The 25,943-nt window shown below is 44.6% G+C and carries 24 protein-coding genes; 21 read left to right on the forward strand and 3 right to left on the reverse strand.

What is annotated here, in order from left to right:
• The first annotated feature begins 4 nt into the window (after positions 1-4).
• The 3 genes from ACQ661_RS09145 (at position 5) to ACQ661_RS09155 (ending at position 4,755) form a co-directional block, all read left to right on the forward strand.
• Complete coding sequence (locus tag ACQ661_RS09145; protein ID WP_431668202.1) at positions 5-1,168, forward strand: DUF4268 domain-containing protein; 1,164 nt, start codon at positions 5-7, stop codon at positions 1,166-1,168.
• Positions 1,169-1,182: 14 nt separating this feature from the next.
• The gene (locus ACQ661_RS09150) at positions 1,183-4,209 is read left to right on the forward strand and encodes a type I restriction endonuclease subunit R (protein WP_431668203.1); all 3,027 of its coding nucleotides are present in this window, start codon (positions 1,183-1,185) and stop codon (positions 4,207-4,209) included.
• Between the two features lie 102 nt (positions 4,210-4,311).
• Positions 4,312-4,755 carry a hypothetical protein gene (locus ACQ661_RS09155; RefSeq protein ID WP_313932400.1) on the forward strand — a complete coding sequence of 148 codons (444 nt, stop codon included), beginning with the start codon at positions 4,312-4,314 and terminating at the stop codon, positions 4,753-4,755.
• A 94-nt stretch (positions 4,756-4,849) separates the two neighbouring features.
• Here the strand turns inward: ACQ661_RS09155 and ACQ661_RS09160 are convergent, their stop codons facing one another.
• Together ACQ661_RS09160 and ACQ661_RS09165 are read right to left on the reverse strand one after the other, a co-directional pair.
• Positions 4,850-4,975, reverse strand: a complete 126-nt coding sequence (locus ACQ661_RS09160; protein ID WP_313932399.1) for a hypothetical protein — start codon at positions 4,973-4,975, stop codon at positions 4,850-4,852.
• Positions 4,976-5,842: 867 nt separating this feature from the next.
• Positions 5,843-6,550 (reverse strand): hypothetical protein, encoded by a 708-nt coding sequence (locus ACQ661_RS09165; RefSeq protein ID WP_313932397.1) that lies wholly within the window; start codon positions 6,548-6,550, stop codon positions 5,843-5,845.
• A gap of 242 nt (positions 6,551-6,792) precedes the next feature.
• On the opposite strand from ACQ661_RS09165, the gene ACQ661_RS09170 reads away from it, so the two are divergent.
• The 13 genes from ACQ661_RS09170 (at position 6,793) to ACQ661_RS09230 (ending at position 15,803) form a co-directional block, all read left to right on the forward strand.
• Positions 6,793-7,170: a MerR family transcriptional regulator gene (locus tag ACQ661_RS09170; RefSeq protein WP_008950466.1), complete on the forward strand. Its 378-nt coding sequence runs from the start codon at positions 6,793-6,795 to the stop codon at positions 7,168-7,170.
• 65 nt (positions 7,171-7,235) lie between these two features.
• Positions 7,236-7,625: an organomercurial transporter MerC gene (merC, locus tag ACQ661_RS09175; protein ID WP_034823179.1), complete on the forward strand. Its 390-nt coding sequence runs from the start codon at positions 7,236-7,238 to the stop codon at positions 7,623-7,625.
• Positions 7,613-7,828 (forward strand): GDCCVxC domain-containing (seleno)protein, encoded by a 216-nt coding sequence (locus ACQ661_RS09180; RefSeq protein WP_072243337.1) that lies wholly within the window; start codon positions 7,613-7,615, stop codon positions 7,826-7,828. The genes merC and ACQ661_RS09180 overlap by 13 nt, the downstream gene beginning before the upstream one ends.
• 340 nt (positions 7,829-8,168) lie before the next feature.
• The gene (locus ACQ661_RS09185) at positions 8,169-8,816 is read left to right on the forward strand and encodes a site-specific integrase (protein WP_313932398.1); all 648 of its coding nucleotides are present in this window, start codon (positions 8,169-8,171) and stop codon (positions 8,814-8,816) included.
• Positions 8,817-9,171: 355 nt separating this feature from the next.
• Positions 9,172-9,516: a hypothetical protein gene (locus ACQ661_RS09190; RefSeq protein ID WP_313932394.1), complete on the forward strand. Its 345-nt coding sequence runs from the start codon at positions 9,172-9,174 to the stop codon at positions 9,514-9,516.
• A gap of 66 nt (positions 9,517-9,582) precedes the next feature.
• On the forward strand, positions 9,583-10,074 hold the full coding sequence (locus tag ACQ661_RS09195; protein WP_006956253.1) for a DUF411 domain-containing protein: 492 nt from the start codon (positions 9,583-9,585) through the stop codon (positions 10,072-10,074).
• A gap of 2 nt (positions 10,075-10,076) precedes the next feature.
• Positions 10,077-10,295, forward strand: a complete 219-nt coding sequence (gene tatA / locus ACQ661_RS09200) for a twin-arginine translocase TatA/TatE family subunit (protein ID WP_011234486.1) — start codon at positions 10,077-10,079, stop codon at positions 10,293-10,295.
• Positions 10,285-12,042, forward strand: a complete 1,758-nt coding sequence (locus ACQ661_RS09205) for a copper resistance system multicopper oxidase (protein ID WP_153827116.1) — start codon at positions 10,285-10,287, stop codon at positions 12,040-12,042. The genes tatA and ACQ661_RS09205 overlap by 11 nt, the downstream gene beginning before the upstream one ends.
• Before the next feature lie 11 nt (positions 12,043-12,053).
• Positions 12,054-12,797, forward strand: coding sequence for a copper resistance protein B (locus ACQ661_RS09210; RefSeq protein WP_110076776.1), 744 nt, complete (start codon positions 12,054-12,056; stop codon positions 12,795-12,797).
• Positions 12,798-12,823: 26 nt separating this feature from the next.
• Entirely contained in the window at positions 12,824-13,174 is a 351-nt protein-coding gene (locus ACQ661_RS09215; RefSeq protein ID WP_011234483.1) for a copper resistance CopC family protein, read from the forward strand.
• The gene (locus ACQ661_RS09220; RefSeq protein WP_228759565.1) at positions 13,171-14,019 is read left to right on the forward strand and encodes a copper resistance D family protein; all 849 of its coding nucleotides are present in this window, start codon (positions 13,171-13,173) and stop codon (positions 14,017-14,019) included. The genes ACQ661_RS09215 and ACQ661_RS09220 overlap by 4 nt, the downstream gene beginning before the upstream one ends.
• A 17-nt stretch (positions 14,020-14,036) precedes the next feature.
• The gene (locus ACQ661_RS09225; RefSeq protein WP_431668204.1) at positions 14,037-14,471 is read left to right on the forward strand and encodes a YybH family protein; all 435 of its coding nucleotides are present in this window, start codon (positions 14,037-14,039) and stop codon (positions 14,469-14,471) included.
• Between the two features lie 21 nt (positions 14,472-14,492).
• Positions 14,493-15,803: an APC family permease gene (locus ACQ661_RS09230; protein WP_153827117.1), complete on the forward strand. Its 1,311-nt coding sequence runs from the start codon at positions 14,493-14,495 to the stop codon at positions 15,801-15,803.
• 26 nt (positions 15,804-15,829) lie between these two features.
• Here ACQ661_RS09230 and ACQ661_RS09235 read toward each other — a convergent pair whose 3' ends face one another.
• Positions 15,830-16,576, reverse strand: coding sequence for a MauE/DoxX family redox-associated membrane protein (locus ACQ661_RS09235; RefSeq protein ID WP_153827118.1), 747 nt, complete (start codon positions 16,574-16,576; stop codon positions 15,830-15,832).
• 332 nt (positions 16,577-16,908) lie between these two features.
• Here ACQ661_RS09235 and ACQ661_RS09240 point away from each other — a divergent pair, with 332 nt between their 5' ends.
• The 5 genes from ACQ661_RS09240 to ACQ661_RS09260 all read left to right on the forward strand — a co-directional run bounded on the left by ACQ661_RS09240 (position 16,909) and on the right by ACQ661_RS09260 (position 25,879).
• The gene (locus ACQ661_RS09240) at positions 16,909-17,640 is read left to right on the forward strand and encodes a hypothetical protein (protein ID WP_153827119.1); all 732 of its coding nucleotides are present in this window, start codon (positions 16,909-16,911) and stop codon (positions 17,638-17,640) included.
• An 8-nt stretch (positions 17,641-17,648) separates the two neighbouring features.
• Entirely contained in the window at positions 17,649-19,283 is a 1,635-nt protein-coding gene (locus tag ACQ661_RS09245; protein WP_228759566.1) for a PepSY domain-containing protein, read from the forward strand.
• Between the two features lie 660 nt (positions 19,284-19,943).
• Positions 19,944-21,233, forward strand: coding sequence for a TolC family protein (locus tag ACQ661_RS09250; RefSeq protein ID WP_228759567.1), 1,290 nt, complete (start codon positions 19,944-19,946; stop codon positions 21,231-21,233).
• A gap of 1 nt (position 21,234) precedes the next feature.
• Entirely contained in the window at positions 21,235-22,761 is a 1,527-nt protein-coding gene (locus ACQ661_RS09255) for an efflux RND transporter periplasmic adaptor subunit (protein ID WP_431668205.1), read from the forward strand.
• A complete protein-coding gene (locus ACQ661_RS09260; protein ID WP_153827122.1) occupies positions 22,754-25,879 on the forward strand; it encodes an efflux RND transporter permease subunit in 3,126 nt (1,041 codons plus the stop codon). Before ACQ661_RS09255 ends, ACQ661_RS09260 begins: the two co-directional genes overlap by 8 nt.
• Positions 25,880-25,943: the final 64 nt, after the last annotated feature.

Here is a 25,943-nt window from a genome sequence, read left to right on the forward strand (position 1 = left end):
GATTATGTTCACGGTAAATCATCAAACCAACAGGATTAGTCCTGTTAGGACAAAGAAGTTCAGTGAGTTGGGCTTTACTGAGCGCAAGCATCTTCAGGAATGGTTGGCACACGAACCTTCCGCACTGGGTGAAGAGCTACTGATTGTTCAAAAGGAGTTCGATGGCTTTGATGATACCCGTGAGCGCCTCGACCTGCTGGCGCTGGATAAAGATGGCAACTTGGTCATTATTGAAAACAAGCTGGACGACAGTGGCCGCGATGTGGTGTGGCAGGCGCTTAAATATGCCTCGTACTGCGCCAGTTTAACCAAAGCGCAAATAGTTGAAATTTACCAGCAGTATTTAGACCGCTATGAGCCTGTAACAGGAGAGGTTGACCTGTTAAATACCCCTGCAAGTGCTTCGGCGAGAATATGTGAGTTTTTAGATGCGCCCGATCTCGATGAGTTAAAGCTCAACCTGGGTAATAGCCAGCGCATTATGCTAGTTGCGGCAAACTTTCGCAAAGAAGTGACCAGCACCGCGCTGTGGTTATTGGGTCAAGGCATTAGCATTGCCTGCTTCAAAATCACTCCTTATTCACTGAGTGAACAGCTACTGATTAATATTGACCAGATCATCCCAACTCCAGAAGCGAAAGAGTTGATGATCGGTATTAATGCCAAGGAAGCGGAAGAAAAAACCACCGAAGTGGTCCTTAAAAAACGCCATACGGTGCGTCGCGAGTACTGGGAGCGTGCCTTAGAGGCGTTTCAGAAAAGCGCTTGCCAACTCTATAACAACATTAGCCCAAGCAAAGATCATTGGTTATCAGCAGGCTCAGGGCTAAGTGGATGTCCGTATAACCTGATATTTCTGCAAAAAGAGCTTCGAGTAGAGCTTTGGATCAGCCGTGGGGTTACCGAAGAGAATAAATACCTTTTTGACTTGTTGTGTCAGTCCAAAAAAGACATTGAGCATACTTTTGGTGCAGAGCTTGAGTGGATGAGGCTGGATGAGAAGAAATCTTGCCGTATCCAGTTTTCGACCAAAGCTGATGGGTTTAATGAAGAAACTTGGCCCGTAGCTATTGCTTGGCACTTGGAGCATATGACAAAGTTAGAAAAAGCCTTGAAAGGACCGCTGCAAAACGCGGCTGATGCAATGAAACAGAAGAATTTTGATTAAGGGAATTTAAAATTATGGTCAGTAAAACGAATGAACAAGCGCTAGAGGCGGCAATCGAAAAAAGTCTGACTGGAACTTGTTTAGAAGAACTGAGTGCAGGAGTGCAATTTGCAGAGCCTGATTATATCGGTGCGTTTTACGAAATTGGCCACGCCTCTGACTTTAACAGCCAATATGCTATTGATGAGCGTTGCTTTTGGGCATTTCTGGAAGAAACTCAAACGGAAGAGCTCGAGAAACTTAAGCGCAATAACCCGAACGACTGGCAACGCAAATTGCTTGAACGGTACGACCGACTAATTAAAAAGCATGGTGTTTTACACCTGCTCAAAAAAGGTTTAAGTGTTGATGATGCCCATTTTAATCTGCTTTACCCAGCGCCATTAGCTAGCAGCAGTGAGAAGGTCAAGCAGAACTTTAACGAGAACATTTTCAGTTGTACGCGTCAGGTACGGTATTCTCGCGCAAACCCGCTACAAGAGATTGACATGGTGCTGTTCATTAACGGCATTCCTCTGGTTACTTTAGAACTTAAAAATGCCTGGACCGGACAAACAGCCCGCTACCATGGGCAAAAGCAGTACCGTGATGATCGCGATGCGACTCAACCTCTTTTAAACTTCGGCCGCTGCTTGGTTCATATGGCTGTTGATACCGATGAAGTTTATATGACAACAAAGCTCGCCGGTAAAAGTACTTATTTCTTGCCTTTCAATAAAGGTCATAATCTCGGTCAAGGTAACCCTCCAAATCCTACAGGGCACAAAACTGCTTATTTATGGCAAGAAGTATTCACCAAAGAAAGTCTGGCTAACATTATTCAACACTTTGTGCGGCTTGACGGTTCAAGTAAAGATCCACTTGCAAAACGAACGTTATTCTTCCCGCGCTATCACCAGTTGGATGTAGTGCGCAAGTTAGTGCAACACGCGGCCACACATGGCGTTGGACACACTTATTTAATTCAACATTCTGCTGGTTCAGGTAAGTCTAACTCGATTACTTGGGCGGCTTATCAGCTAATTGAGACCTATCCAGCGACATCTGATGTCGCGGGTGGCAAAAGTCTAGAGCAGCCATTGTTTGATTCGGTGATTGTAGTTACTGATAGACGCCTTTTGGATAAGCAGTTGCGGGACAACATTAAAGAATTTTCTGAAGTTAAGAACATTATTGCCCCGGCTAATAAGTCATCTGAGCTGAAACAGGCGCTCGAAAATGGCAAGAAAATCATCATCACGACGATTCAGAAATTTCCTTTCATTATTGATGGTATAGCCGATCTTAGCGACAAGCGCTTTGCGGTGATTATTGATGAAGCGCACAGCTCTCAATCTGGATCAGCGCATGACAATATGAACCGAGCGATGGGCAAGTCTGAAATCGAAGAGGCAGAAGATGCTCAGGATAAAATCCTTCAGGCGATGAAGTCGCGCAAGATGCGCGGGAATGCATCGTACTTGGCATTTACCGCGACACCGAAGAACACCACTCTGGAGAAGTTTGGTCAACGCCAGAACGACGGTTCATTTAAACCTTTCCACCTTTATTCAATGAAGCAGGCTATCGAGGAAGGCTTTATACTTGATGTTTTGAGCAATTACACAACCTATAAGAGCTATTACGAGATAAAGAAATCGATTGCTGAGAACCCAGAGTTCGATACCAAGAAGGCGCAGAAGAAACTTAGAGCCTATGTCGAGCGAAGTCAGCAGACCATTGATACCAAAGCCGAAATTATGCTCGAGCACTTTATCCCTCAAGTTGTAAATGCAAAAAAACTGCGAGGTAAAGGCAAAGGTATGGTAGTGACGCAGAATATCGAGACTGCTATTCGTTACTATCGGGCTATTAAGCGCATCCTCGAAGAGCAAGGTAATCCGTTTAAGGTGCTTGTTGCCTTTTCCGGCACAAAAGAAGTCGACGGTATCGAATATACAGAAGCAGATATAAACGGCTTTGCCGAAACCGATACCAAAGAAATGTTTGATACGGACGAATACCGGTTGCTTGTTGTAGCCAACAAGTACCTGACAGGCTTTGACCAACCGAAGTTGTGCGCAATGTACGTTGATAAAAAGCTCGCAGGTGTGCTTTGTGTTCAAGCACTATCTCGGCTTAATCGCAGCGCGCCAAAATTAGGTAAAAAAACTGAGGATTTGTTTGTTCTCGACTTTTTCAATTCGGTTGATGACATTCAAGCGGGATTCGAGCCGTTCTATACGGCTACGTCATTAACTCAAGCGACAGATATAAACGTACTGCATGAGCTCAAAGACAGCTTGGACGATGTTGGTGTTTATGAATGGAATGAAGTAAACGATTTCGTTACCCGTTACTTCAATGAAGAAGACGCACAAAGCTTAAGCCCAATTATCGACGTTGCTGCCGATCGCTTCAATCAAGAGTTGGAACTTGAACACGATGAAAAGGTTGACTTCAAAATCAAAGCCAAGCAGTTCGTAAAAATATACGGTCAGATGGCTTCAATCATGCCCTACGAAATGGTGACGTGGGAGAAGCTGTTTTGGTTCTTGAAGTTCTTAATACCGAAACTAAAAGTTCAAGACCCAGACGCTAATGCAATTGATGAATTGCTTGAGTCCGTAGATTTAAGCTCCTATGGGTTACAGCGAGTAAAGCTGAATAACTCCATTAAGCTAAGCGATGATGAAACTGAGTTGGACCCGCAGAACCCCAACCCACGCGGTGCGCACGGAAGCGAAAAAGAAACCGATCCGCTAGACGAGATTATCCGCACTTTTAACGAACGTTGGTTCCAAGGCTGGAGCGCCACACCGGAAGAGCAAAGAGTTAAGTTTGTAAACATTGCGGAGAGTATCCGTAATCACCCGGACTTTGAATCTAAATACAAAAATAACCCAGATCCCCATAATAGAGATTTAGCCTTCGAAAAGATGCTCAAGGAAATTATGCTGCAGCGCCGTAAGGATGAACTGGAACTTTACAAGCTGTTTGCTGGTGACTCAGCATTTAAAGCATCGTGGACACAAAGTATGCAGCGAATGGTTGGTATGTAGGTAGGTAGAGAGAAGTGATGGTTTGCTGAAGACAAATTCCGACATATAGCATGAATAGCCGAAGCCGCATCAGGGCCGAATATAGCAAGTGGAACAGTCGTCATGAAGCAGAAAACTAAAAAGCAGCAAGATGCCTTGAATAAGCAAAGAAATAAAGAGTTGAGGTCAGTGCAACTCCTTGATCCTGGTTTTTCATGTCAGGGGATCGTTGGTGAGTTCATCGGTACCTATATTCAATCTGAAGTTTTTGCAAAAAAGCTCCAGACTTATTATCGAACCGATACCGGTAAGTCAGGTAAGGAAGACTTAAATTTAGGAACTTTAAAGGCCGCTATTAAGCATTTTAGATTTTCCGTGTCAGAAGCCGACATATCGGGACTCTTCAAAGGTGGTCCAGGTATACGAGGCAGTAAATCAGCAAGACAATTGCGGAATGGCTATCTTCATGCTTTGTCCGTCGAAGACAAAAAGGAAATTGAAGAGAAAGCTAATACTTTTATTTCAAAGATGAAGCTATTAATTGGTCATGAGTTAGTTGCAAAGTGACGAGGTACTAGAGGTTCGGATTGAGCAACTGGATGCCCAAATACTTGGATAAATCTTATTATGCAAATGTATTTCCTAGAGCCTAATATGATCCTTAGCAACTACTCTTGATGGTTGATTTCCTTCGAGTCATCCGTTTAATCCCCCAAATCCCCAACGCATAAAAAGCGGCAATGCCGGTAACCAAAATAACCAGTGAGATGGTTTGTACTGTGCTCATAGCACCTCCAGCGGATAGCAATTCATGATCTGATTATAGAGGCGTCATAATAATCGGCAACTATTTGTGTAATCCCCCAGTAATTTCGAAGCCACGGTGTAGTACTCGCGAGCCAAGTTAACAGAGGGAACTATTATGACGAATACGTAGGCAACATTGATGCTAATTGCTCCGTTGATAATGATTGTTGGCGGGTTGGCGATGTTTTATTGGTCGAGAAAAAAATAAATAACATCAAGCCAACCATCACGGCTGCAAGTCAATAAAATCAATGGATTTGGAACTTTAAGAAGATGGTGCGTCCGAGTAGACTCGAACTACCGACCCCTACCATGTCAAGGTAGTCTGGGGTAATTTTCATCTTTATACCTCAATGTGCATTGCTTTACAGCCCTTGCTACATAGGGGGTTCAGCTATCCGGCATCTCAGCGTCGCTTAAAATCCATTAAGGTAAATTAGCATGGTCACCGCCAACTTGGTCACAAGGTCTTGGCATGAAATCATGCTATTTTGAGCGGCAATGAAGCATGATTTCATGCTATTTGGGTGTTTGCATAGATATGCATTTTAGTGAGTTTTTAGAGGGCGTTTGACTCGTTGTGGAGTGCTATAATTAGCGCAAGCCTGAGCGATAACAAGGAGGATTTCGTCATGTTTAGTCGGATGCTAAAACCGAGGACTACTTATAATTCGAACCTGTCAGAATTCGTGCGAAATGCAAAATCGCGCGAGAAGAAGCGTGTGTATGCTCGGGTAATTGATAAAGCAATTGAGGCACAGAACGAAGTCATTGAACGGCAAAAGGCAACGTCAAAGCTTCGTTGATGAATTTAATACAAAACGGAGGCGACTGCCTCCGTTTTTTATTAGGCGGCCTGTGCCGAACTTGCGAGTTGCCCTGGTATTGGTAACAACACACCCTGGCGCAGAATATCGGCGGCGGGCGCTCCAAGGTTTTCATAATCTAAACTTAAACACTTATTCAAAGCGTCAATCTGTGCTGCGGTGAACACATAAGGTGTTACCGTTTTGGTAATGTGTGCGCGCCGTTGTTCTGGCAGCGTAAAGGATACATTCGATGGATGCGGATTCAATTCACCGGATTTTACATGGGTATAGATATCGTCGGTGATTTCCCAAGCCCGCCATTGCTCACAAATAATATCGGGGTTAAGGCCCGCCAGTTCGTGAGAGTAGGTGGCATCAAATTCAAATCGATAATGCTTGGTACCGTTTAACGATGTCTTGATGATGTCTGGCTCCATGTAAAACTTGTACCAAATATCCAAACAAACATCACTATCTTGGCAAGCTTGAGGAATAAGCTGCATGCCAGGGCCAAGAGCTGCAAGCGCAGTTAGATACAACCGGTAGCCATAACCCTTTTTCTCGGCGGCAGTGGCTAAGGTTTCGATTTGAGCGTATTTATCGTCACGTAGATCGAACTGAAGTGCCCCTAAAATTTGCTGGTGGTTGTCGATCAAAGCAATCAGTTGATGCTGCATATCAAACAGGCATTCGGTATGTTCAGCATGCGCAAACGCTTTATCGAAAACGGTTTTGGTGTGGTGCATCGTTGTGGCTCCTTGTTGGTTGATTTAACTAATGCGTAACCACGCTAGCATGTTTCGAATTTGGCGCTACTGATTGGCAGAGCATGAAAATAGGGCGCTTCAGGGCTTTTAATCAAATGGGTAATGTTGCGGATATTGCTGTTAGTCAGCTATGAGCGAGAAGCGGTCATTATTAGTTCGAGAAATTTTATATCGTATTGATATACTAATGTCATGAAGTAGGCTGATTTTGTGGTTATACGATGAAAACAATAGGCAAGTTGGCTAAAGAACTTGGTTTAGGCGTAGAAACTATACGCTTTTATGAGCGAGAAGGCTTGATAAAACAACCTCAAAAACCTCAAAATGGTTATCGTGTGTATGACGACTCAATCACCAAGCAATTACAATTCATTTGTAAGGCTAAAGCACTTGGCTTTACTCTAAAGGAAGTAGCGTCTTTGATGTCAATGGATGGCGATTGTGCCAAAGTTGAATCTCTTGGTTTGCAGAAACTGAGCTTAATTCAAAGTAAGATAGCTGACCTTCAACGCTTAGAAGTCGTCATAAAAGAAATGACTAATTCATGCCGCAACAATAACGACCAATCTCACTGCCCAATAATCGATTCGCTAAAATAGCATTGACTCCGTACCTATCTACGGAGTTTACACTCAAGTCATTCAAATAATGTTAGGCGTTAAAAATGATTAATAAGATTTTAGATAAAGTTGGCTCAGGTGGTGTTTGGCTTGCAGCCCTCAGTTGTACGGGGTGTTTCCCTGCTCTCGGTTCATTAGCATCAGCATTGGGATTAGGCTTTCTCTCTCACTTTGAGGGGATTGCTGTAAATACCTTGTTACCTATATTTGCAACTTTGGCGTTGTTGGTAAATTTGTATAACTGGTATAAAAACCAAAATCATACGAGAGGTACTCTTGGAGTTATTGGGCCTATAGCTGTTTTGTTAACCCTCTATCCACTATGGCAATATGACTGGAGCACTTATTTGTTCTATGTGGGTATTTGTTTGATGATTGTAATGTCCGTATTGGACATTGTTAAACCTTTGAAGGAGCAAACATGCGAGGTATAGAGTTAAATTCTACCATTACTTGCCCTGAGTGCGGTTTCAGTAAAACCGAAGAAATGTCAACCAACGCTTGCCAGTGGTATTATGAATGTGAATCTTGCAAAGTTCTCCTAAAGCCTTTGAAGGGCGATTGTTGTGTATACTGCTCTTATGGAACAGTGAAATGCCCACCAATTCAAGAAGGCCAAAGTTGTTGTAAGAGCTAAGTGAATGTCTCTTAATGGCACACAGCGGACATAGCTTCGTCGAATTTTAACTATTAAGTTTTTATCCTACACAATATTACGTTTGCCACTTTTACCAACTAACCATACTCTTCAAACCTCGTGTCAACGCACAGGTTGTTAACTGCAGTTGACAAACCCCGGGGTAGTTACATACACACAACACCTCGATAATGACGAAGCCATTCAAGCATACTTGGATGCATGCGTGGAGGAATCTGATGGAGATCCGACATTTTCAACTATCGCTAAGGTGGCATCTGCACTTGGTTTAACGTTAACCTTGCAGCCTAAATCAACGAGCACATACTAAGCTAACTTTATCCGTAATCTTTTTCCTACAGCCAATGAAGCACAACGTTTATTGAATGAGTTACCTAAGCATCTGCGGTTGATGGCTCAATTTTCACTGGCTAGAGGTTTGCGTCAGTCGAATGTGAGTTATCTACGGTGGGATCAAGTGGACTTAGAACGTGGTTTTGCGTGGATTCATCCTGATCAATCAAAATCAGGAAAGGCGATAAACGTGCCACTCAATAACGATGCTTTATCGGTGTTGCAAGAAGTGCAGGGCGACGATGTTCACTATTGTTTTGTGTATCAAGGCAAACCAGTTGAGCGCACATCAACCAAAGCATGGTATGCAGCGTTAAAACGAGCGGGTATTGAAAATTTTCGTTGGCACGATTTACGCCATACATGGGCAAGCTGGCATGTTCAACGCGGCACAAGCTTACAAGAGTTGCAGGAGCTTGGCGGTTGGTCATCGTATGAGATGGTACTGCGGTACGCTCACCTTGCGAGTCATCATTTGAAACGGGTGGCGGGCAATTTGGATGGTACAACTGGTACAAATCTGGTACAAAGCCAGAAAAAGAAAAGCCCCGCTATTTCTAGCGAGGCCTTATCAATAATGGTGCCGGAGGCGGAATCGATAAGATCTAATAACTTATTGTTTTATAGTGGATAAAAAATATCAAGATTCAAGCGTGTTACTTACCTTGTTACTAAAACTTCAGCTTTAGTTTTTTGATTGAAAGCTTTTTCACAAATGAATCTTTTAACTTTTTGGCTATGCCCAATACTCGCTTAACACGTTGAACATAGCTATAGTGGTCTGCAACTTGTGAACGTGTAGTGGCAAATAAATTCGTGCTTCTGATCAGAGATGAAAAGCTATACTTGTTGCTTTGGTTAAAGTGAATTAGCTATTTATCAACATTTTTCCATGGGCCGAACGCTATAAAGTAAAGAAGAATGATATTTGACATGCGCTAAAATGACGTTAGACTGAAGTTTATTAAATTGCAAAAAGCAGGGTGCTCGTGCTAATTCGAATTCTGTTATTAATGACAGTGCTATTGGTGTCGATGTCGTTTTCGCAAACGGCAGAAGCTCACGCATGTCATGATAACAGCCAAATGCAGCACAGCATGATGTACGAAGCCGACACAAACGATTGCGAGCATGAGACGCAAAAGCACAACTCGTGCTGTGCTGACATGACCATTCGGCATTGCTCCGGCGGCTCGGTTTTATTTGTCGGACAGTCTTCTTCGGTTAATGCCGCTGCAGTTAACCTCTCTGCCAAAGTCGATGCGCCCATCGACACCTCAATTCGTCCTAAACACGCGTCTAATTTATTCCGTCCCCCAATAATTACCGCTTAATAAGTTACTAGAAATTTAACACACGCTCGGCGTGTTTCCTTAAAACTTATTAATCGGTGAATAATTATGTCTATCAAACGCAATATCGCTGTTTTGGCGATGCTGTTTTCCGTGTCTGTATCTGCAACCGATGTAGAAGAGCAGCAACTAACCGTTCTAAAAGATCCCAACTGCGGTTGCTGTGAAAAGTGGTTACAAGCTTTACCCGATAGCTTTAGTGTGTCCGTACAACATCCGAACAACCTGACCCAACGAAAACGTGACTCCGGTATTAGTGCCGAGGTCCAATCCTGTCATACCGCTATTTCTAGTAATGGCTATGTCTTTGAGGGGCACGTTCCTCCTACATTGGTTTCTCATTATTTAGCTGGGAAAAAGTCAGAAAATGGCATTGGATTAACTGTTCCTGGCATGCCGGTAGGGTCTGTTGGTATGGAAATGGGTACTCGGTTTCAACCGTATACGGTCTATGAAATCAAAAAGGACGGTTCAATTACACCTTATCAGCAGATAGCAAGTTTAGAGCAGCAGCAAGCACTCTCAAATGGAGGGCTTTAGCTATGGGATTTGGCGGCATGAGTATGGTTCAGTTAGGAGTTTTACTGGTTATTGTCATTCTTCTTTTTGGTAGCAAAAAGCTACGAACCCTGGGATCCGATCTTGGTAGTGCGATAAAAGGGTTTAAATCATCGATTACTGATGAACCGTCTGATAGGGAAAAGGACATTCAACGTCATCAAAATTTAACCTCAGAAGAGGAGCGTCATCATGAACAATGAGTTTAATAAAGGGCGTCGAAAATTCATTAAATCTGCATTTACTGTGGCGTCCGCGTTAGCAATTGCCAAAGTAGCCCCAACATGGGCAACACCTCAAGGGCGTAAATTTAAAGATCAAGTTTTGACGAAAGATGAAATTGATTTAACCATCGCGAAGTCTCCTTTGTTAGTAGGGAATAAGGTTGGCACACCTATAACGATTAACGGTCAAATGCCTGGTCCTCTAATTCGTTTGAAAGAAGGTCAACGAGCCAAGCTAAATGTGACCAATAGACTATCTGAAGACACGTCAATCCACTGGCATGGGATTATTTTGCCGGAGAATATGGATGGCGTGCCTGGCGTATCTTTCGAAGGGATAAAGCCAGGACGAACGTTCAAATACCGCTACGATGTCGAGCAAAACGGAACTTATTGGTATCACAGCCACTCGGGTTTACAGGAGCAACTGGGGCACTTAGGTCCGCTGATTATCGACCCAAAAGACGGAGATATAGGCGCTGATCGTGAACACACAATTATTCTAAGTGACTGGACATTCGAAGATCCAAATGAGGTTTTTCGTAATTTGAAAGTAGCGGAAGGCTACTATAACTACCAAAAGCGTACGATATTTGAGACGTTCGAGGACGTGCGCCAGCATGGGTTAGAGAAAACCTGGAAGCAAAGAGAAATGTGGGGACAAATGCGGATGAGTCCTCGCGATATCGCTGATGTGACAGGGAGTACATACACCTACCTGATGAATGGTCGCGATTCAGCAATGAACTGGTCAGCATTATTTAAACCAGGTGAGAAAGTGCGACTTCGTATTATCAACGGCTCTGCGATGAGCTATTTCGATGTACGTATTCCTGGTCTAGAGATGACTGTAGTGGCGGCAGATGGTCAACCGGTGAAGCCTGTGTCTATTGATGAGTTTCGTATCGGAGTGGCTGAAACCTATGATGTCATTGTTCAGCCAAAGCATAACAAGGCTTATACGATTTTTGCGGAGAGCTTTGACCGTAGTGGCTATGTCAGAGGCACATTAACACCAGAAATTGGCCTTGAAGCAGAAGTTCCTGAGTTACGCGCGGTGCCTGAACGTGGGATGGCCGCGATGGGAATGGGGGCCATGGCGATGTCAGGAAATAAGGAAGAGAAAGGTATGATGAATATGAGCGGCACAGACGGTCATATGAATCATGAAATGATGCATAAAAAAGAGCTTCCTGTGGAAAACATTAAAATTGAGCACAGTGAAGGTGGTCACGGAGCTGCTGCCGCCATGATAGCTATGAATCCGACCAGTCGTCTCCATGAACCGGGCATAGGTTTGGATAATGTTGACCATAGAGTCTTAGTGTATAGCGATCTTATTGGCGCCCAAGAATGGCCAGATAAGCGGGAACCAGAGCGCCAGATTGAACTGCATTTGACCGGTAATATGGAACGGTATATGTGGTCGTTTGACGGGAAGAACTACACCGAAGTTGACGGCCCTGTGCAGTTCCGTCACGGCGAGCGCTTAAGGTTGGTGATGGTTAATGACACCATGATGGATCATCCAATCCACTTACACGGTATGTGGATGGAACTTGAAAATGGACAGTATCCTCGTCCTCGTAAGCACACCATTAGTTTAAAACCAAGCGAGAAAGTGTCACTACTGATATCCGCTGATGCACCGGGAAGCTGGGCATTTCATTGTCATCTGCTTTATCACATGAAAGCGGGCATGTTTCGTGTGGTAAATGTGGCATAAGGAGGAAGGCTATGTACGCTAAATCATTGTTGTTCACTACAGCACTTTTACCCGCAGTGGCAATGGCGGGACATGCAGAGGAAGGCTGGCCAGAGCCCGTTAAAGAATATTACACCGGGCAGGTATTATTTGACCGGCTGGAATTAACGCGAACAGACGAGGAAGAGAACGTTGCCGTTTGGGACATGATGGCTTGGTACGGTGGTGATTATCATCGGTTTGTCTTCAAAAGTGAGGGGGAAAATATTCAAGATGACGGAGAGCCCACTGACTTGGAAAGGGCTGAGTTGTTATACGGCTACCTGATGTCTCCGTTTTGGTCGTTTCAGGCCGGTGTTGGTACGCGAGGCTCCTTATCGTCCAATGCCTCTATGGAAAATTATGCCGTTGTTAGCTTCATGGGGCTGGCTCCGTATTGGTTTGAAATGGACAACTCGTTGATGGTGAACGAAGAAGGTGATGTCCAGTTTGTTAGCGAAACTGAGTACGAGTGGCAGCTCACACAAACATCGTACTTACAGCCTCGCATTGAGTTTACAGCCAACCTGACAGATTCAGACAAATATGAACGGCAAAGTGGCTTGAGCAACTTGCGTGTGGGGTTGCGTTATCGTCACGAAATCAGTCGTGAGTTTGCACCCTACATTGGTGTTTATTGGAACGGCGCGTTAGGCAACACGGCAGATGAAATGAAACGAATGGGAGAGGACACCACAGAAACAGGCGTGGTCCTTGGGGCCAGAGTTTGGTTTTAATTGATAATAAACAAAGAGGAAACAACATGAAAAACATACTTAAGTTAGCCTTCGGTACCACGTTATTTTTTAGTGCATGGGCCAGCGCTCACGTCGGCCTAACATCCAGTAGCCCGGAGGACGGTGCGACTTTGTCCGAGTCACCAACGGAAATTACGATGAATTTTTCCGGTGATGTTCGTCTGGCTAAAATTATGCTGCACTCAGATGACGGTAAAATGCATCCGCTGGACTTTTCGATGAGCATGACTCCCAAAGCAGCGTACGAAATTGCTGTTAAAAACAATTTGGCGTCAGGTGGTTATACGGTTTATTGGACGGCAATGGGTGGGGACAGTCATAAAATATCGGGTGATTTTAGCTTTGAGGTGAAATGATGACCCTTTGGAGTGTGGCCAGCGTTTTAACGTTGGCCTTTATATTCTGGCTTAACGCGGTGATGACCGCCTCGCCTTATATCGTTTATTTGTCCGGTTTAAAAAAGCAGTCTGAACGAAAGAATAGCCTTGTTGCGTTGCTTCTATTACTGGCAAGCCTTCTGTATTTTTTTCTGAAAGTCGGTAGTTTTGCTGCTGAAGGCTTTGCCGGCATGATTGACAAGACTTACATGCAGTTTATATGGACCGGCCCTGTTGGGTTGTTCATCCAACTTCAGATAGCGATTGCTATTGCTTGGATTGTTTACTCCGTTGTTAAGCTAAAACGTATAAAGTGGGTGCTATATGTTGTCGCCATTGGACTCATGGGATGGAGCTTTTTAAGTATTGGTCACGGCAGTGACGCCGTCTGGTGGGGAAAGCTAGCGCTTTTAACACACTTGTTAGTCGCTTGGATTTGGTTCGGCAGTCTTAACTCATTGCGAAAGCTGGCAACGTCGGTACCGCTTGCTAAAGCGAAAGCCATTATGGAGCGTTTTGGTGTGCATATGTCTGCAGCGGTTCCAATACTCCTTATTGCGGGCTTGGTTATGTATCGTAGTGCAACAGGGCGATGGATGCCAGAGCTGCCGCTTACGTCGTATGACACGGTACTACTAGCGAAACTTGTGTTTGTGGCGCTGATTCTCCTTGTTGCCGCATTGCATAAATTAAAGTTCGTACCGCAATTAAATGATAACGCGGCCGCCAAGCGACTCAAAAACTCCATAACGGCGGAAATGGTATTGGCTGTCACTATTTTTACCCTGGCCTCAGCGCTAAGCAGCGCGTTTTCCCCCGGTTAATGTAAGGAATAAGAAGAATGAAATTATTCATGAGTGTTTTTATGGTTTCGGTGCTGTTTATTTCAGCGCCTAGTAGTGCCGAGGAAGTATCTGAACCGACAGTTGTGCTTGATAGGTTTCGAACGGCTTTGACTGAAGGTGACACGGAGGTCGTTAAAGACGTGCTTTCCGATGATGTGCTTATCTTTGAAGGTGGTGGCGTTGAACGGTCCCTGGCTGAATACAGTGCTCATCATCTTAAGTCAGATATTAAGTTTAGCCAGGCGGTTCCTTCACAGTTGCTTGAAAGGACAGTACAAGAAGCCGATGGCCTTGCTGTGATCACTTCTCGGTATAGCGTTTCCGGGGAGTATAACGGGCGTGAGGTTGATTTAACGATGAATGAAACCGTAACCGTATCAAATACGACTGAGTCTGGCTGGAAAATTATCCGGATCCATTGGTCCAACTGAGTTCAATCACAGGAGCTGATTATGGCAGAACACGATCATGAACACGGACATCAGGATTATCAGAAAAGCAGCCTGAGCCTTTGGGGGGCGGTGTCGCTGGGGACTGGTGTGATGATTGGCGCTGGTATTTTTGCACTGACCGGACAAGTTGCTCAGCTGGCAAGAGAGTGGTTTGTCCTGGCGTTTGTGTGCGGCGGTATCATTGCCGGCTTTAGCGCGTACTCTTACGTTAAGTTGGCGAAAGCCTATCCGTCAGCGGGCGGTATTGCGATGTTCCTCAGTAAAGCTTATGGAAAAGGAAGTGTGACGGCGATATTCGCACTCTTGATGTACTTTTCTATGGTCATTAATGAAAGTTTAGTCGCTCGGACATTTGCGTCTTATACCAGCCAGTTAATTTCTTTTGAAGCGCAGTGGCTTATCCCTTTGTTGGCGGTGGGTTTGCTGGTCTTTGCGTTTTTTATCAATATTTTGAGTAATCAGTTTATTCAAACGTTCTCGTTTTTTATGGCCTTTGTTAAGACTTTAGGGTTGGTCATTTTAGCGGCTGGTGGTTTGTGGGCCTCAGGCATTCAGTTTGAATCGATATCGGCTATTCCAGAAGAAGCTACGGGTGGCGGTATTTTAGCGGGGATTGCTTTAAGCATACTTGCGTACAAAGGGTTTACAACAATAACCAATAGTGGCGGTGAAATTGTTGAGCCTAAGAGAAATGTCGGGCGTGCCATTATTATTTCGCTGATTATCTGCGCGTTAATATACGTTCTGGTCACTCTGGCGGTTGGCTCGAGCCTGTCCATAGATGAAATTGTGAAAGCGAAAGACTACGCGCTTGCTGAAGCAGCCAGACCCGTCTATGGCGAGACCGGACTATGGGTGACGGTCGCTTTTGCAATTGTAGCAACGGTATCAGGAGTGATTGCCAGCGCGTTTGCCGTTTCAAGAATGTTAGCCATGTTGACCAATATGAAGCTTGTTCCACACAGTCATTTTGGCATGCCAGGTTCCATTCAGAAGCATACGCTGGTTTACACCATTGTTATGGCTATGATCTTAGCGGCATTCTTCGATTTGAGTCGAATTGCGTCACTGGGCGCTATTTTTTATATCGTGATGGACATTGCGATCCACTGGGGCGTATTACGGCATCTAAGGCAAAAGGTGAATGCCAATATTTACATACTTGTCAGCGCAATCACGCTAGATGTCATCGTTTTAGCCGCTTTTATATGGGTGAAATGGACAAGCGATCCGCTGGTTATTTGGGCGTCTCTTATCGGTATGGCATTGATTGCCGCTGGTGAGATTTTGTTTTTACGTAAAAAGCGTTAAGAAAAAGAGCGCATAGCGCTCTTTTTCTAGTTCATTGTAAAAAACATCCAGACAGCCATAGCGACCATCATGAGGTTTTCAGTGAGTGAAATGAAGCCTAACGGCACATTACTGGAGCCACCGACACAGGCGCATTTTAGCTCGCGTTTGTCGACATAAACGGCTTTAAACACGGAGACAGAACCCACGATGCCTATGAATAACGCAATAGGGATGGAAATGACATGAGCAAATTCCGCTGCCATTAACAGACCCGCCAAGCCTTCGGCGTAGGGGTAAATACGGCCATAAGGCACCCATTTTTTGGCGAGAAGATCGTAATTGAGAAACATGGTAGAGAATTTCTCTACGTCCTGGAGTTTGAGCAAGGCCAGAACCACCATAGAGAAACTGATGAACCACTCGATGGTTTGTACGGTAAATGCGCGACCAAAAGACAGCCACGACGTGGCTACAGAGAGGAGCGTTGTCATAATAAATAATGCAATAACGGGTCGGTAACTGGTTGCGTCAGGGTCAGGAAGAGGTTTTCCTAGAAAGGCTCGAACCTCTTCGTACCCACCGATGCGTTCATCACCAATAAACACTTGTGGAGTGGTATCGACGTTGTGTTTTTCCTTGAATATGTTGGTTTCCTCGCGGCTTTCCAGTAGGTTGTCGTCCACATCGTAACCGTTGGCTTTAAGTAAGTGCCGGGTTTTTAAACCGAAAGGGCATTGGTGGTCAGGTGTCGACATTCTGTAAAGCGTGGCTTTTTTAGTTGATTGACTCATAGCCAAGTTCCTTACGTAAAAGTTATGTATTCGTGTACGCATTATAGTCGGCAAAAGATTAAAAGCATCAATAATCAAAAAAGGGTAAAAATTCATTAAAAATGAAAAATTATTTTTATTTTGAAAAAAGTGGACAACTTTTTTTATAACTTTTCTAGTCATCTTGAAGAGCTTATTTTAAAAGTTGGACGGACGCCAATACTGACACTATGACATATGACTTGTTAGGCCGTCAGTTATATCTGAAGGTACGTTACAGCTTTTAAAGACTAGACTGGCTGTCGCTTTTCCCTGGGAGCGCCAGCTTTGTTTTATTAAATTTGAGGTAGGGTATGACTCAAAAGAAACGCTCCAGTAGCTGGCGAGTTTGGCATCGTTGGCTATCTTTGATTTTTGGCCTGCAAATGGTTGTTTGGACAATCAGTGGCGCTTACATGGTATTCTTCGATTTGGATTATATTCATGGTGATCACTTAGTTCAGGATATAAGCCAGCCAATACCGAAAGGTGTTGAAATATCAAGCTTAAATGACCTGTTGAGCCGCTATCCAGAAACACGAAAAACGTCGTTAAAAAGCGTATGGCTGAATCAGAAGTTACAGCCGGTGTATAAAATAGAGAGGAACGAGGGAGCGTTTTTAGTTAATGCGGAGTCGCTGCAGCGTATTGATATAACCGAACAACACATTAAAGAGTTAGCGAATCAATATTACACGAAGGATCCCGACGCTATTGAATCGGTCGTTTACATGACTGATAACCCACCAACAGAAGTGAGTGGTGCTTTGTTACCGATTTGGCAGGTAAATTATGACGATTTCGGTAATACCAGTCTGTATTTATCTGAAACGACCGGGGAGCTTTTGGTAAAGCGACATACGTTTTGGCGGGGGTTTGATATCGCCTGGATGTTACACATAATGGACTACGACGAGCGTGTGGATATCGAGACCTGGTGGTTAAAGGGCTTTATTATCGGTACGTTTATTTTAATGATAACGGGCACTGTCCTGCTTTTTTATACGATTACGTTTAAAAGAAAATCGACTGGGGGTGCTCAATGATAAGGTTTATGCAATGGCTTCATCGTTGGGTGAGTTTGGTTTTAGTGATTCAAGTCGCTTTGTGGCTAGTGAGTGGGTTATTTTTTAGCTTAACCGGACATCACGAAATGTCAGGCCACCAATATATGGTCTCAAAAAACTCTGAACCCCCACTTAAAAAAATAGCGCCTCAAATCGATGTTACTGAAATGCATCAACGATTCCCCTTAGCTCACTCCATTGAACTGGTCAGTGTTGCCGGGGTAGGTCAGTATCAGGTGTCTCTGCCAGATGGACGTTTGCTTTACTTCAACGCAGATACCGGTGAACGGTGGTCTACGGACCAAGCTTTGGCGACTCAGCTAGCGCTGAATAGCTACAATGGACCGGGCCAGGTTGAAAGGGTTGAAAGAGTCAAGGGAAGCGATGAAGTGAATGGCTGGAATGCCTCAGGATTCCGCATTGATATCGAGGATGATCTTAATACCCGAATATATATCGATGAAGCGTCATCCCGGGTTGTGGAACATCGTAATACGCCATGGACAATCGCTGACTGGGCGTTTCGTCTGCACTTTATGGATTACACGGGCGGTCGAAGTTTTAATCATCTATTGATATGGAGTGCTGGATTATTCGCTCTTTGGTTTTCATTATCCGGTTTAATTCTCTTAGGCCGAAATATTACTGACGGTGACTTTAATCCAAAACGTAAGAAAACGTGGCTAGAATATTTTCAGCAGAAAGGGCAACCAATTGCGAGTAATTGTGGCGGAGGCGGTACCTGTGGGTTATGTAAAGTGACACTGCAAGGCAGCAATATACCCAGCCCGAAAGCAGCTGATAAAGCGTTATTGAGTGCCAACGAATTAGAAGCAGGAACGCGCCTATCTTGTCAACACAGAACGTCATCCAATTATGACGTTAAGCTGCATAATGTCGGAGTCGATGATATTGCTTTAACACTTGATTCAAAGCGGCAACTCACTCCATCCATTATGGAGCTTACTTTTGTAAGTTCAGACCCCGTTAGTTATGAAGCCGGGCAATTTATGCAGTTCCGTATTCCACATATAAACGAAATATTGTCACGGCACTACTCGGTTGCTACGCGGCCTCACCCGACTCGATTTGTGTTTAACATAAGGCAGCTGCCATCGCCAAGCGAAGGGGTACCGCCGGGGGTGGGATCAAATTACTTATGTAATTTAGAAGCTGGCGCTCGTGTCGATGCCGTTGGGCCATTTGGAGACTTCCAACTGGCAAAGCAAAACTCTCATACACAAGTCTTCATCGGGGGCGGCGCGGGTGTTGCACCGTTGAGAGCGTTAATACAAAGTGAATTAGCAGCAGGCTCTCCTCGTCGCTGTATCTTTTTTTACGGCGCACGATATGAAAAAGAGCTCTGTTATAGGGATGAGTTCGAAAGAGATGAGCGGTTATATTATATACCGGTACTTTCAGAGGTTGCTAAATCAGATGAGTGGGCCGGGCACACTGGCTTTGTGCACGAAATCGCAATGAAATGGTTGGCAGATGAAAACAAAAACACATTGGACGTTTACGTGTGTGGTCCTCCACCAATGCTGAAAGCAACGTTAAAGTCTCTTGCTGACTTTGGCGTTCCGCGAGAACAAGTAAGGTTCGATGACTTTGGTATTTAGAGCTTGAAAGCGCCTGAGTTAGCAATAAATCTGCGTGGTGATGTAGAAGTCGTATCACCACCTGGGTTGACTACCTCGTTATGGGTACTTCCTTTAATTGATTGATCTTTATCAGCCAAAAGAGATACAATGCAAGCATGTTTTTATAGTGAAGCTTCGCATGTATCGTTTAATCATTGCCCTACTGCTATTAGCAGTAACAACAATGTCATTTTCACAAACTATCAGTACGGAAAAGGCATGTATGCACGATCCTACTGAGCAAGTTTGCGATCTTGCAGATTGCGAAGTGTCACATTCTCTTACCGATAACTGTTGCTCTGATTCAATGATGCGTCATTGTTACAGCCCGTCAATTACTGTCGTTTATTCTGAGCAATCCACCGTTCCTCCTGTTGAAAAGCTGCTTTTTAACGCTTCCTCATTCTTAGATACGAATATTAAAGAAAAGCACTCTCTTGCGCTATTTCGGCCCCCAATCTACTCTTAAAAAGTACTAAATTTCTCGCTCCTGGCGCGTTTATCGTCCAGGTAAAAGCACAGCTATAAGCTTTGGTTCGGTCATTGTCGTTACGACGTCGTTCGTCGTCCTCGTTACGCTCTGATTCATAGCTTGGTCTGTGTTGAATCTAAAAATTCACAGTTTTTGAGAGTAACAATATGAAACTTTTAAGAAGAATGGCTTATTTAGGTGTTCTGACTGCAGTAGTGCCAAATGTTGTTAGTGCGCAAGAGCCACTTTTGAATTTACAAGAAGCAGTGAGTATCGCTGTACAAGAAGATCCTTGGTTAACGGCAAGTAAGCAAACCCAAGAGGCATTCGCGAGTGAAGCGATAGCCTCTTCCAGTTTGCCTGACCCTCAAATATCGCTCACGGCTGCCAGTTTCCCGGTTGACAGTTTTAGTTCAAGACAGGAAGGAATGACCCAGTTAGTCGTCGGTGTTTCACAAGCATTTCCCAGAGGAGACACTTTATCGTTGTCTCGTAAGCAGAAAAACCAATTAGCTCAAAAACAACCGTTTTTGAGAGCGGATCGTATTGCAAAGGTCCAAACAACGGTCACCAAGTTGTGGTTAGATGTTTTTTTCTCTCAGCAAAGTATTCGCTTGATTGAATCGGATAGAGCGCTTTTTGAACAGTTAGTGTCAACCGCTAAGGCGAGTTATACCAGTACCGAGGGAAAAGCACGGCAGCAAGATGTTATTAGAGCCCAACTTGAGCTTACACGCCTGGATGATAGGTTGACGTCACTGCGACAAAAAGAGGAGCAACTTCAAAGCGAATTGTCGGAATGGATAGGTGTTATAGCGAAATCAAGGTTACCGGATGACCTTCCGAGTCTTACACTGAAGAAGACATTGCTATCACCTTCGACAATACCGAATCAAGCCTTGTACGAATTGATAAAAGAACACCCGGTTTTGCAAGCGACCGATCAAGACATTTTGGCGTCGGAGACGTCTGTCGAGCTCGCTCAGCAAGGTTATAAACCGCAATGGTCAGCCAATCTGAAATATGGCCATAGAAACGACGATCCAAGCGGCAATGACCGTGCCGACTTGCTGTCAGTCGGGGTTACGTTCGATGTCCCTTTATTTACTGATAACAAACAGGATAAGCAGGTACGCTCAGCAAAGTTTAAAACGGAAGCAAAAAAAACTGAGAAGTTATTGGTTGCCAGGCAGTTAATAGCCAATTTACGCAGTACGTTTTTACAACTGAACCGTTTGAATGAACGTGCTGCCCTATATCACGAAGAGCTACTTCCACAAATGTCCGCCCAGTCTGAAGCCGCATTGACTGCCTACAACAATGATGATGGCGACTTTGCCGAGGCGGTACGGTCACAGATTGCGGAAATCGACGCAAAAATTGATGCATTAGCAATCGCCATCAACCGCCAAAAATTGATTGCCGAAGCAAACTACTTATTACTTTCAGGAGTGTAAAATGAAAACAGTCACCAAATCTCTTATAAGTTTAGCTGTAGGCTTTGCAGTTGGCGCTGGCGCTATTGGCTATGTAATGCAATCGACTGAAGTGTCTGACCGTTCATCGGGCAATGCAGAAAAAGAGCCGTTATATTGGGTGGCTCCGATGGATCCCAATTATCGTCGAGACAAACCAGGAAAGTCTCCAATGGGGATGGACCTTATTCCTTACTATGGCGATGATGCAGAAGAGAGTTCACCTGGTACGGTGAGAATTGATCCCGACGTTATTAATAACCTTGGGGTTACAACTGCAACCGTCACGTCCTCGAGACTCAACCTAGATATCGAAACAGTTGGCTATGTTCAGTTTGATGAGGACCGAGTATTAACAGTAAGTCCCCGTGTTGAAGGCTGGATTGAGAAGCTTTTCGTAAAAGCGGTTGGTAACTCGGTTAAAGCCGGCGAGCCTTTATACAGTATTTACTCTCCTGAAATGGTTAATGCGCAAGAGGAGCTTGTATTGGCCTCGCAAAGAGGTAATCAGGTGCTAATTGATGCCGCTGAAGAACGCTTAAGAGCTCTGCAAGTCTCTGAATCTGAGATTAAGAAGTTAAAAGAAACTCGTAAAATTCAGAAAACAATCACGGTAAAAGCAAAGCAGTCCGGGGTATTGGATAGACTGACTGTGCGTGAAGGTGCGTTTGTAACGCCGAGTATGAATTTAATGACCATTGCTCAACTGGATAACATTTGGGTTATTGCAGAAGTCTTTGAGCGGCAATTGAACCAGGTTGAGGTAGGCAATGACGTTCAAATGAACCTTGAGTATGCTCCAGGTAAAGAGTGGCAAGGAAAGGTTGATTATGTCTATCCGTCACTTAACCCTAAAACTCGGACGGGACAAGTTCGAATTCACTTCGACAACCCAGATGGTTTTTTAAAACCGGGCATGTTTGCGAAACTTAACATTAAGGCTGGTTTAGGCGACAAAAACTTAATCATCCCTAAAGAAGCGCTTATCCGAATGGGTGGTTCGAACCGAGTTGTACTGGCACTGGGTGATGGGAAATTTAAATCAGTTAATGTTGACGTTGGGCGGTTAGGGAGCTCGCGAGTTGAAATTTTATCGGGTCTTATGGCAGGTGATGAGATCGTTACTTCAGCTCAGTTTTTGATTGATTCTGAGTCCAGTAAATCCTCTGACTTTAAGCGCATGCAACATGACACTGATGCTGATAACGAGAGCCATGGCAGTATGTCAAGTGACACAGCAGCTCAAGCTGTCTGGGTTGAAGCAACCGTTAAAAATGTTATGCCTCAGCACTCGATGGTTACGCTGGAGCACGGTGAGATTTCTGAATGGGACTGGCCTGCAATGACGATGGACTTCGATGTTGCTTCGGATGTTGAACTTTCTCAGCTTAGCACGGGGTTATCCTTGCATGCGGAAATAACGCAAGTCGGGAAGCAACAGTACCAGCTCACATCGATTCATATTCCTGAGCAAAAACAAGTGACAGAGCAGGAGCATAACCATGATTAAGTCAGTCATTCGATGGTCAGTGAGTAACCGTTTTTTCGTTCTTCTGGCGACATTAATCCTCGTGGGTGTTGGTGCTTTTGCGGTTAAGAATACGCCCGTAGACGCACTGCCGGACTTGTCGGATGTCCAGGTGATCATTAAAACCAGCTATCCGGGTCAAGCGCCGCAGGTGGTAGAAGATCAAGTAACCTATCCATTAACAACCGCTATGCTGTCTGTCCCCGGCGCTAAAACCGTCCGTGGATATTCGTTTTTCGGCGACTCCTATGTGTATGTCATTTTTGGCGAAGATACAGACGCTTACTGGGCGCGTTCGCGAGTACTGGAATATTTGTCTCAGGTTGCTCCGAAACTGCCTTCTAATGCAAGACCGCAATTAGGCCCTGATGCAACAGGGGTTGGTTGGGTGTATTTGTATGCCTTGGTTGATCGCACGGGTAACCACAATTTGAGTGAGTTACGCAGTATGCAGGATTGGTTTTTAAAGTATGAACTGCAAACGGTCGAGGGGGTTTCGGAAGTTGCCGCCCTCGGCGGGATGGTAAAGCAGTACCAGGTGAAAGTGGATCCGGAGAAGCTGCGCGCATTCAATATTCCTCTTGCTCACATACAAAATGCTATCCAGCGAGGCAATCGGGAAGTGGGGGCGTCGGTGGTTGAAATGGCGGAAGCTGAGTATATGGTCCGGGCCTCAGGCTATATTGATAGTGTGTCAGACTTAGAGAGTATCCCGCTTGGCGTTGATGAAAATGGCACGCCATTATTGCTTAAAGACGTTGCTGATGTGGGTGTGGGCCCCCAAATGAGACGCGGTATCGCCGAACTCAACGGTGAGGGAGAAGCCGTGGGTGGTATTGTGGTAATGCGTTTCGGAGAAAATGCCCAAAAAACGATTGATGGCGTTAAACAAAAGTTGGAAGAATTAAAGTCTGGGCTACCAGAAGGTGTCGATATAGTCACTGTCTATGATCGTTCGGGGCTTATCTCGGATGCCGTGGAAAGTCTCTGGAAAAGTTTAATAGAAGAACTCGCTATTGTCGCGTTTATCTGTGTGATATTTCTCTTCCATGTCCGCTCCTCGCTGGTTGCCGTTATCAGCTTGCCTTTGGGTATTTTAACCGCGTTTATTGTCATGTATTGGCAAGGAATTAACGCGAATATTATGTCACTTGGAGGGATCGCAATCGCTATTGGCGCTATGCTCGATGGTGCCATCGTCATGATTGAAAATATGCATAAGCATATGGAAAAAACGCCACTGACAGCAGAGAACCGCTGGCGGGTGGTTGCCGCCTCTGCTTCAGAGGTGGGCCCTGCTCTTTTCTTTAGCTTGCTCATTATTACCGTCAGCTTTATGCCGGTATTTACCTTAGAAGCCCAGGAAGGGCGGATGTTTTCTCCGCTTGCTTTCACGAAAACTTACGCAATGGCAGCCAGTGCAGCCTTAGCGATTACCGTTATCCCCGTGTTGATGGGATATTTTATCAGAGGAAAGGTAACACCTGAGGGGAAAAACCCGCTTAATCGGTTATTGATCGCCGGGTATAAACCGCTTTTAAAAGGCATTTTGAAATACCCCAAGACAGCAGTTGGCGGAGCGCTTGTTATCCTGGCCGTTGGTGTCTGGCCGATTGACAAAATTGGTAGTGAATTTATTCCAGATTTGGATGAGGGCGATTTGATGTATATGCCCACTACCTATCCCGGATTATCAATTGGTAAAGCAAGGGAGCTGTTGCAGCAAACCGACAAGCTCATAAAAACGGTACCGGAAGTGAAGACGGTTTTTGGCAAAATTGGTCGAGCGGATACCGCCACTGATCCGGCACCCCTAACGATGATTGAAACCTTTATTCAACTGAAACCGAAAGATCAGTGGAGAGACGGTATGACCACTGAGAAGTTGAAAAAAGAACTGGATGCGCTTGTAAAGTTTCCGGGGCTGACCAATGCGTGGGTTTACCCCATTAAAACTCGCATTGATATGTTATCGACAGGTATAAAAACGCCGGTAGGTATAAAAGTTGCCGGAGCTGATCTTAATGAAATTCAGAAGATCGGTCAGCAGCTTGAAACGATACTTGATGATGTCGATGGTACGGCTTCTGTTTATTCAGAGCGAGTGGCTGGTGGACGCTATGTCAAAGTCGACATAAAAAGAGAGCAGGCTGCACGTTATGGCTTGAACATTGAGGATGTTCAGCAGGTTGTTGCCACGGCTATTGGCGGAATGAATGTTTCAGAGACCATTGAAGGGCTTGAACGTTACCCAATAAACTTGCGCTACCCTCAAGATTACCGTGATTCGCCGGAAGAATTAAAGAAGCTACCTTTAGTTACGCCAAACGGGCAGCGTATTAGTTTGGCGGATGTGGCTGATGTCTACGTTGAACTTGGACCGCCGGCAATTAAAAGCGAAAACGCAAGACTTAATGGCTGGACTTTTGTCGACATTGAGGGAGTTGATGTCGGCACTTATGTTGAAAAAGCAATGAAGGTTGTAGAACAAGAACTCGAGTTGCCAGCAGGGTATTCAGTTACCTGGTCCGGGCAGTACGAATATATGGAAAGGGCAAAGGAAAAACTGACTTACGTGATTCCGTTAACGCTCGCGATTATTATCGTTCTTTTATATATGAACTTTCGAAACGCTACAGAAATAGCCATTATATTGGGAACTTTGCCTCTCGCATTGGTGGGGGCAATCTGGCTAATGTATCTTTTAGATTATAATTTCTCAGTTGCTGTAGCGGTTGGTTTTATAGCTCTAGCAGGTGTCACTGTAGAAATAGGAATACTAATGCTGACTTACCTAAACCAGTCCTATAATGAATATGAAAAAAGTCAGTTAGAGCATGGTAAGGCATTAACGAAAGAGGGTCTCTCTCTTGCCGTAATGGAAGGGGCAGGACTTCGTGTTCGCCCAGTCATGATGACGGCCGTTTCTACAATTGCTGGTTTATTGCCTATAATGTTTAGTACAGGGACTGGGGCTGAGGTGGTTAGTAGAATAGCGGCGCCAATGGTTGGAGGAATGATCAGCGCTGTTATCTTAACCTTGCTCGTATTACCTGCTGTTTACTATTTGTGGCGAAAGAAAGACGTTAAGGTTAGATGATACCTTACTCTGTAAATATCACCTGCGCATCTTTGATCTCGATCAATGATGTGCAGGGGGTAGT

This window comes from Pseudidiomarina sp. WS423 (genome assembly GCF_050750165.1).
GTDB lineage: Bacteria > Pseudomonadota > Gammaproteobacteria > Enterobacterales > Alteromonadaceae > Pseudidiomarina > Pseudidiomarina fusca.

Excerpts from the sequence above, each read along its gene's own strand:
- ACQ661_RS09145 (WP_431668202.1), top strand. The coding sequence starts at position 5 with ATGTTCACGGTAAATCATCAAACCAACAGGATTAGTCCTGTTAGGACA.
- ACQ661_RS09150 (WP_431668203.1), top strand. The coding sequence starts at position 1,183 with ATGGTCAGTAAAACGAATGAACAAGCGCTAGAGGCGGCAATCGAAAAA.
- ACQ661_RS09155 (WP_313932400.1), top strand. The coding sequence starts at position 4,312 with ATGAAGCAGAAAACTAAAAAGCAGCAAGATGCCTTGAATAAGCAAAGA.
- ACQ661_RS09160 (WP_313932399.1), bottom strand. The coding sequence starts at position 4,975 with ATGAGCACAGTACAAACCATCTCACTGGTTATTTTGGTTACCGGCATT.
- ACQ661_RS09165 (WP_313932397.1), bottom strand. The coding sequence starts at position 6,550 with ATGCACCACACCAAAACCGTTTTCGATAAAGCGTTTGCGCATGCTGAA.
- ACQ661_RS09170 (WP_008950466.1), top strand. The coding sequence starts at position 6,793 with ATGAAAACAATAGGCAAGTTGGCTAAAGAACTTGGTTTAGGCGTAGAA.
- merC (WP_034823179.1), top strand. The coding sequence starts at position 7,236 with ATGATTAATAAGATTTTAGATAAAGTTGGCTCAGGTGGTGTTTGGCTT.
- ACQ661_RS09180 (WP_072243337.1), top strand. The coding sequence starts at position 7,613 with ATGCGAGGTATAGAGTTAAATTCTACCATTACTTGCCCTGAGTGCGGT.
- ACQ661_RS09195 (WP_006956253.1), top strand. The coding sequence starts at position 9,583 with ATGTCTATCAAACGCAATATCGCTGTTTTGGCGATGCTGTTTTCCGTG.
- tatA (WP_011234486.1), top strand. The coding sequence starts at position 10,077 with ATGGGATTTGGCGGCATGAGTATGGTTCAGTTAGGAGTTTTACTGGTT.
- ACQ661_RS09205 (WP_153827116.1), top strand. The coding sequence starts at position 10,285 with ATGAACAATGAGTTTAATAAAGGGCGTCGAAAATTCATTAAATCTGCA.
- ACQ661_RS09210 (WP_110076776.1), top strand. The coding sequence starts at position 12,054 with ATGTACGCTAAATCATTGTTGTTCACTACAGCACTTTTACCCGCAGTG.
- ACQ661_RS09215 (WP_011234483.1), top strand. The coding sequence starts at position 12,824 with ATGAAAAACATACTTAAGTTAGCCTTCGGTACCACGTTATTTTTTAGT.
- ACQ661_RS09220 (WP_228759565.1), top strand. The coding sequence starts at position 13,171 with ATGATGACCCTTTGGAGTGTGGCCAGCGTTTTAACGTTGGCCTTTATA.
- ACQ661_RS09225 (WP_431668204.1), top strand. The coding sequence starts at position 14,037 with ATGAAATTATTCATGAGTGTTTTTATGGTTTCGGTGCTGTTTATTTCA.
- ACQ661_RS09230 (WP_153827117.1), top strand. The coding sequence starts at position 14,493 with ATGGCAGAACACGATCATGAACACGGACATCAGGATTATCAGAAAAGC.
- ACQ661_RS09235 (WP_153827118.1), bottom strand. The coding sequence starts at position 16,576 with ATGAGTCAATCAACTAAAAAAGCCACGCTTTACAGAATGTCGACACCT.
- ACQ661_RS09240 (WP_153827119.1), top strand. The coding sequence starts at position 16,909 with ATGACTCAAAAGAAACGCTCCAGTAGCTGGCGAGTTTGGCATCGTTGG.
- ACQ661_RS09245 (WP_228759566.1), top strand. The coding sequence starts at position 17,649 with ATGCAATGGCTTCATCGTTGGGTGAGTTTGGTTTTAGTGATTCAAGTC.
- ACQ661_RS09250 (WP_228759567.1), top strand. The coding sequence starts at position 19,944 with ATGAAACTTTTAAGAAGAATGGCTTATTTAGGTGTTCTGACTGCAGTA.
- ACQ661_RS09255 (WP_431668205.1), top strand. The coding sequence starts at position 21,235 with ATGAAAACAGTCACCAAATCTCTTATAAGTTTAGCTGTAGGCTTTGCA.
- ACQ661_RS09260 (WP_153827122.1), top strand. The coding sequence starts at position 22,754 with ATGATTAAGTCAGTCATTCGATGGTCAGTGAGTAACCGTTTTTTCGTT.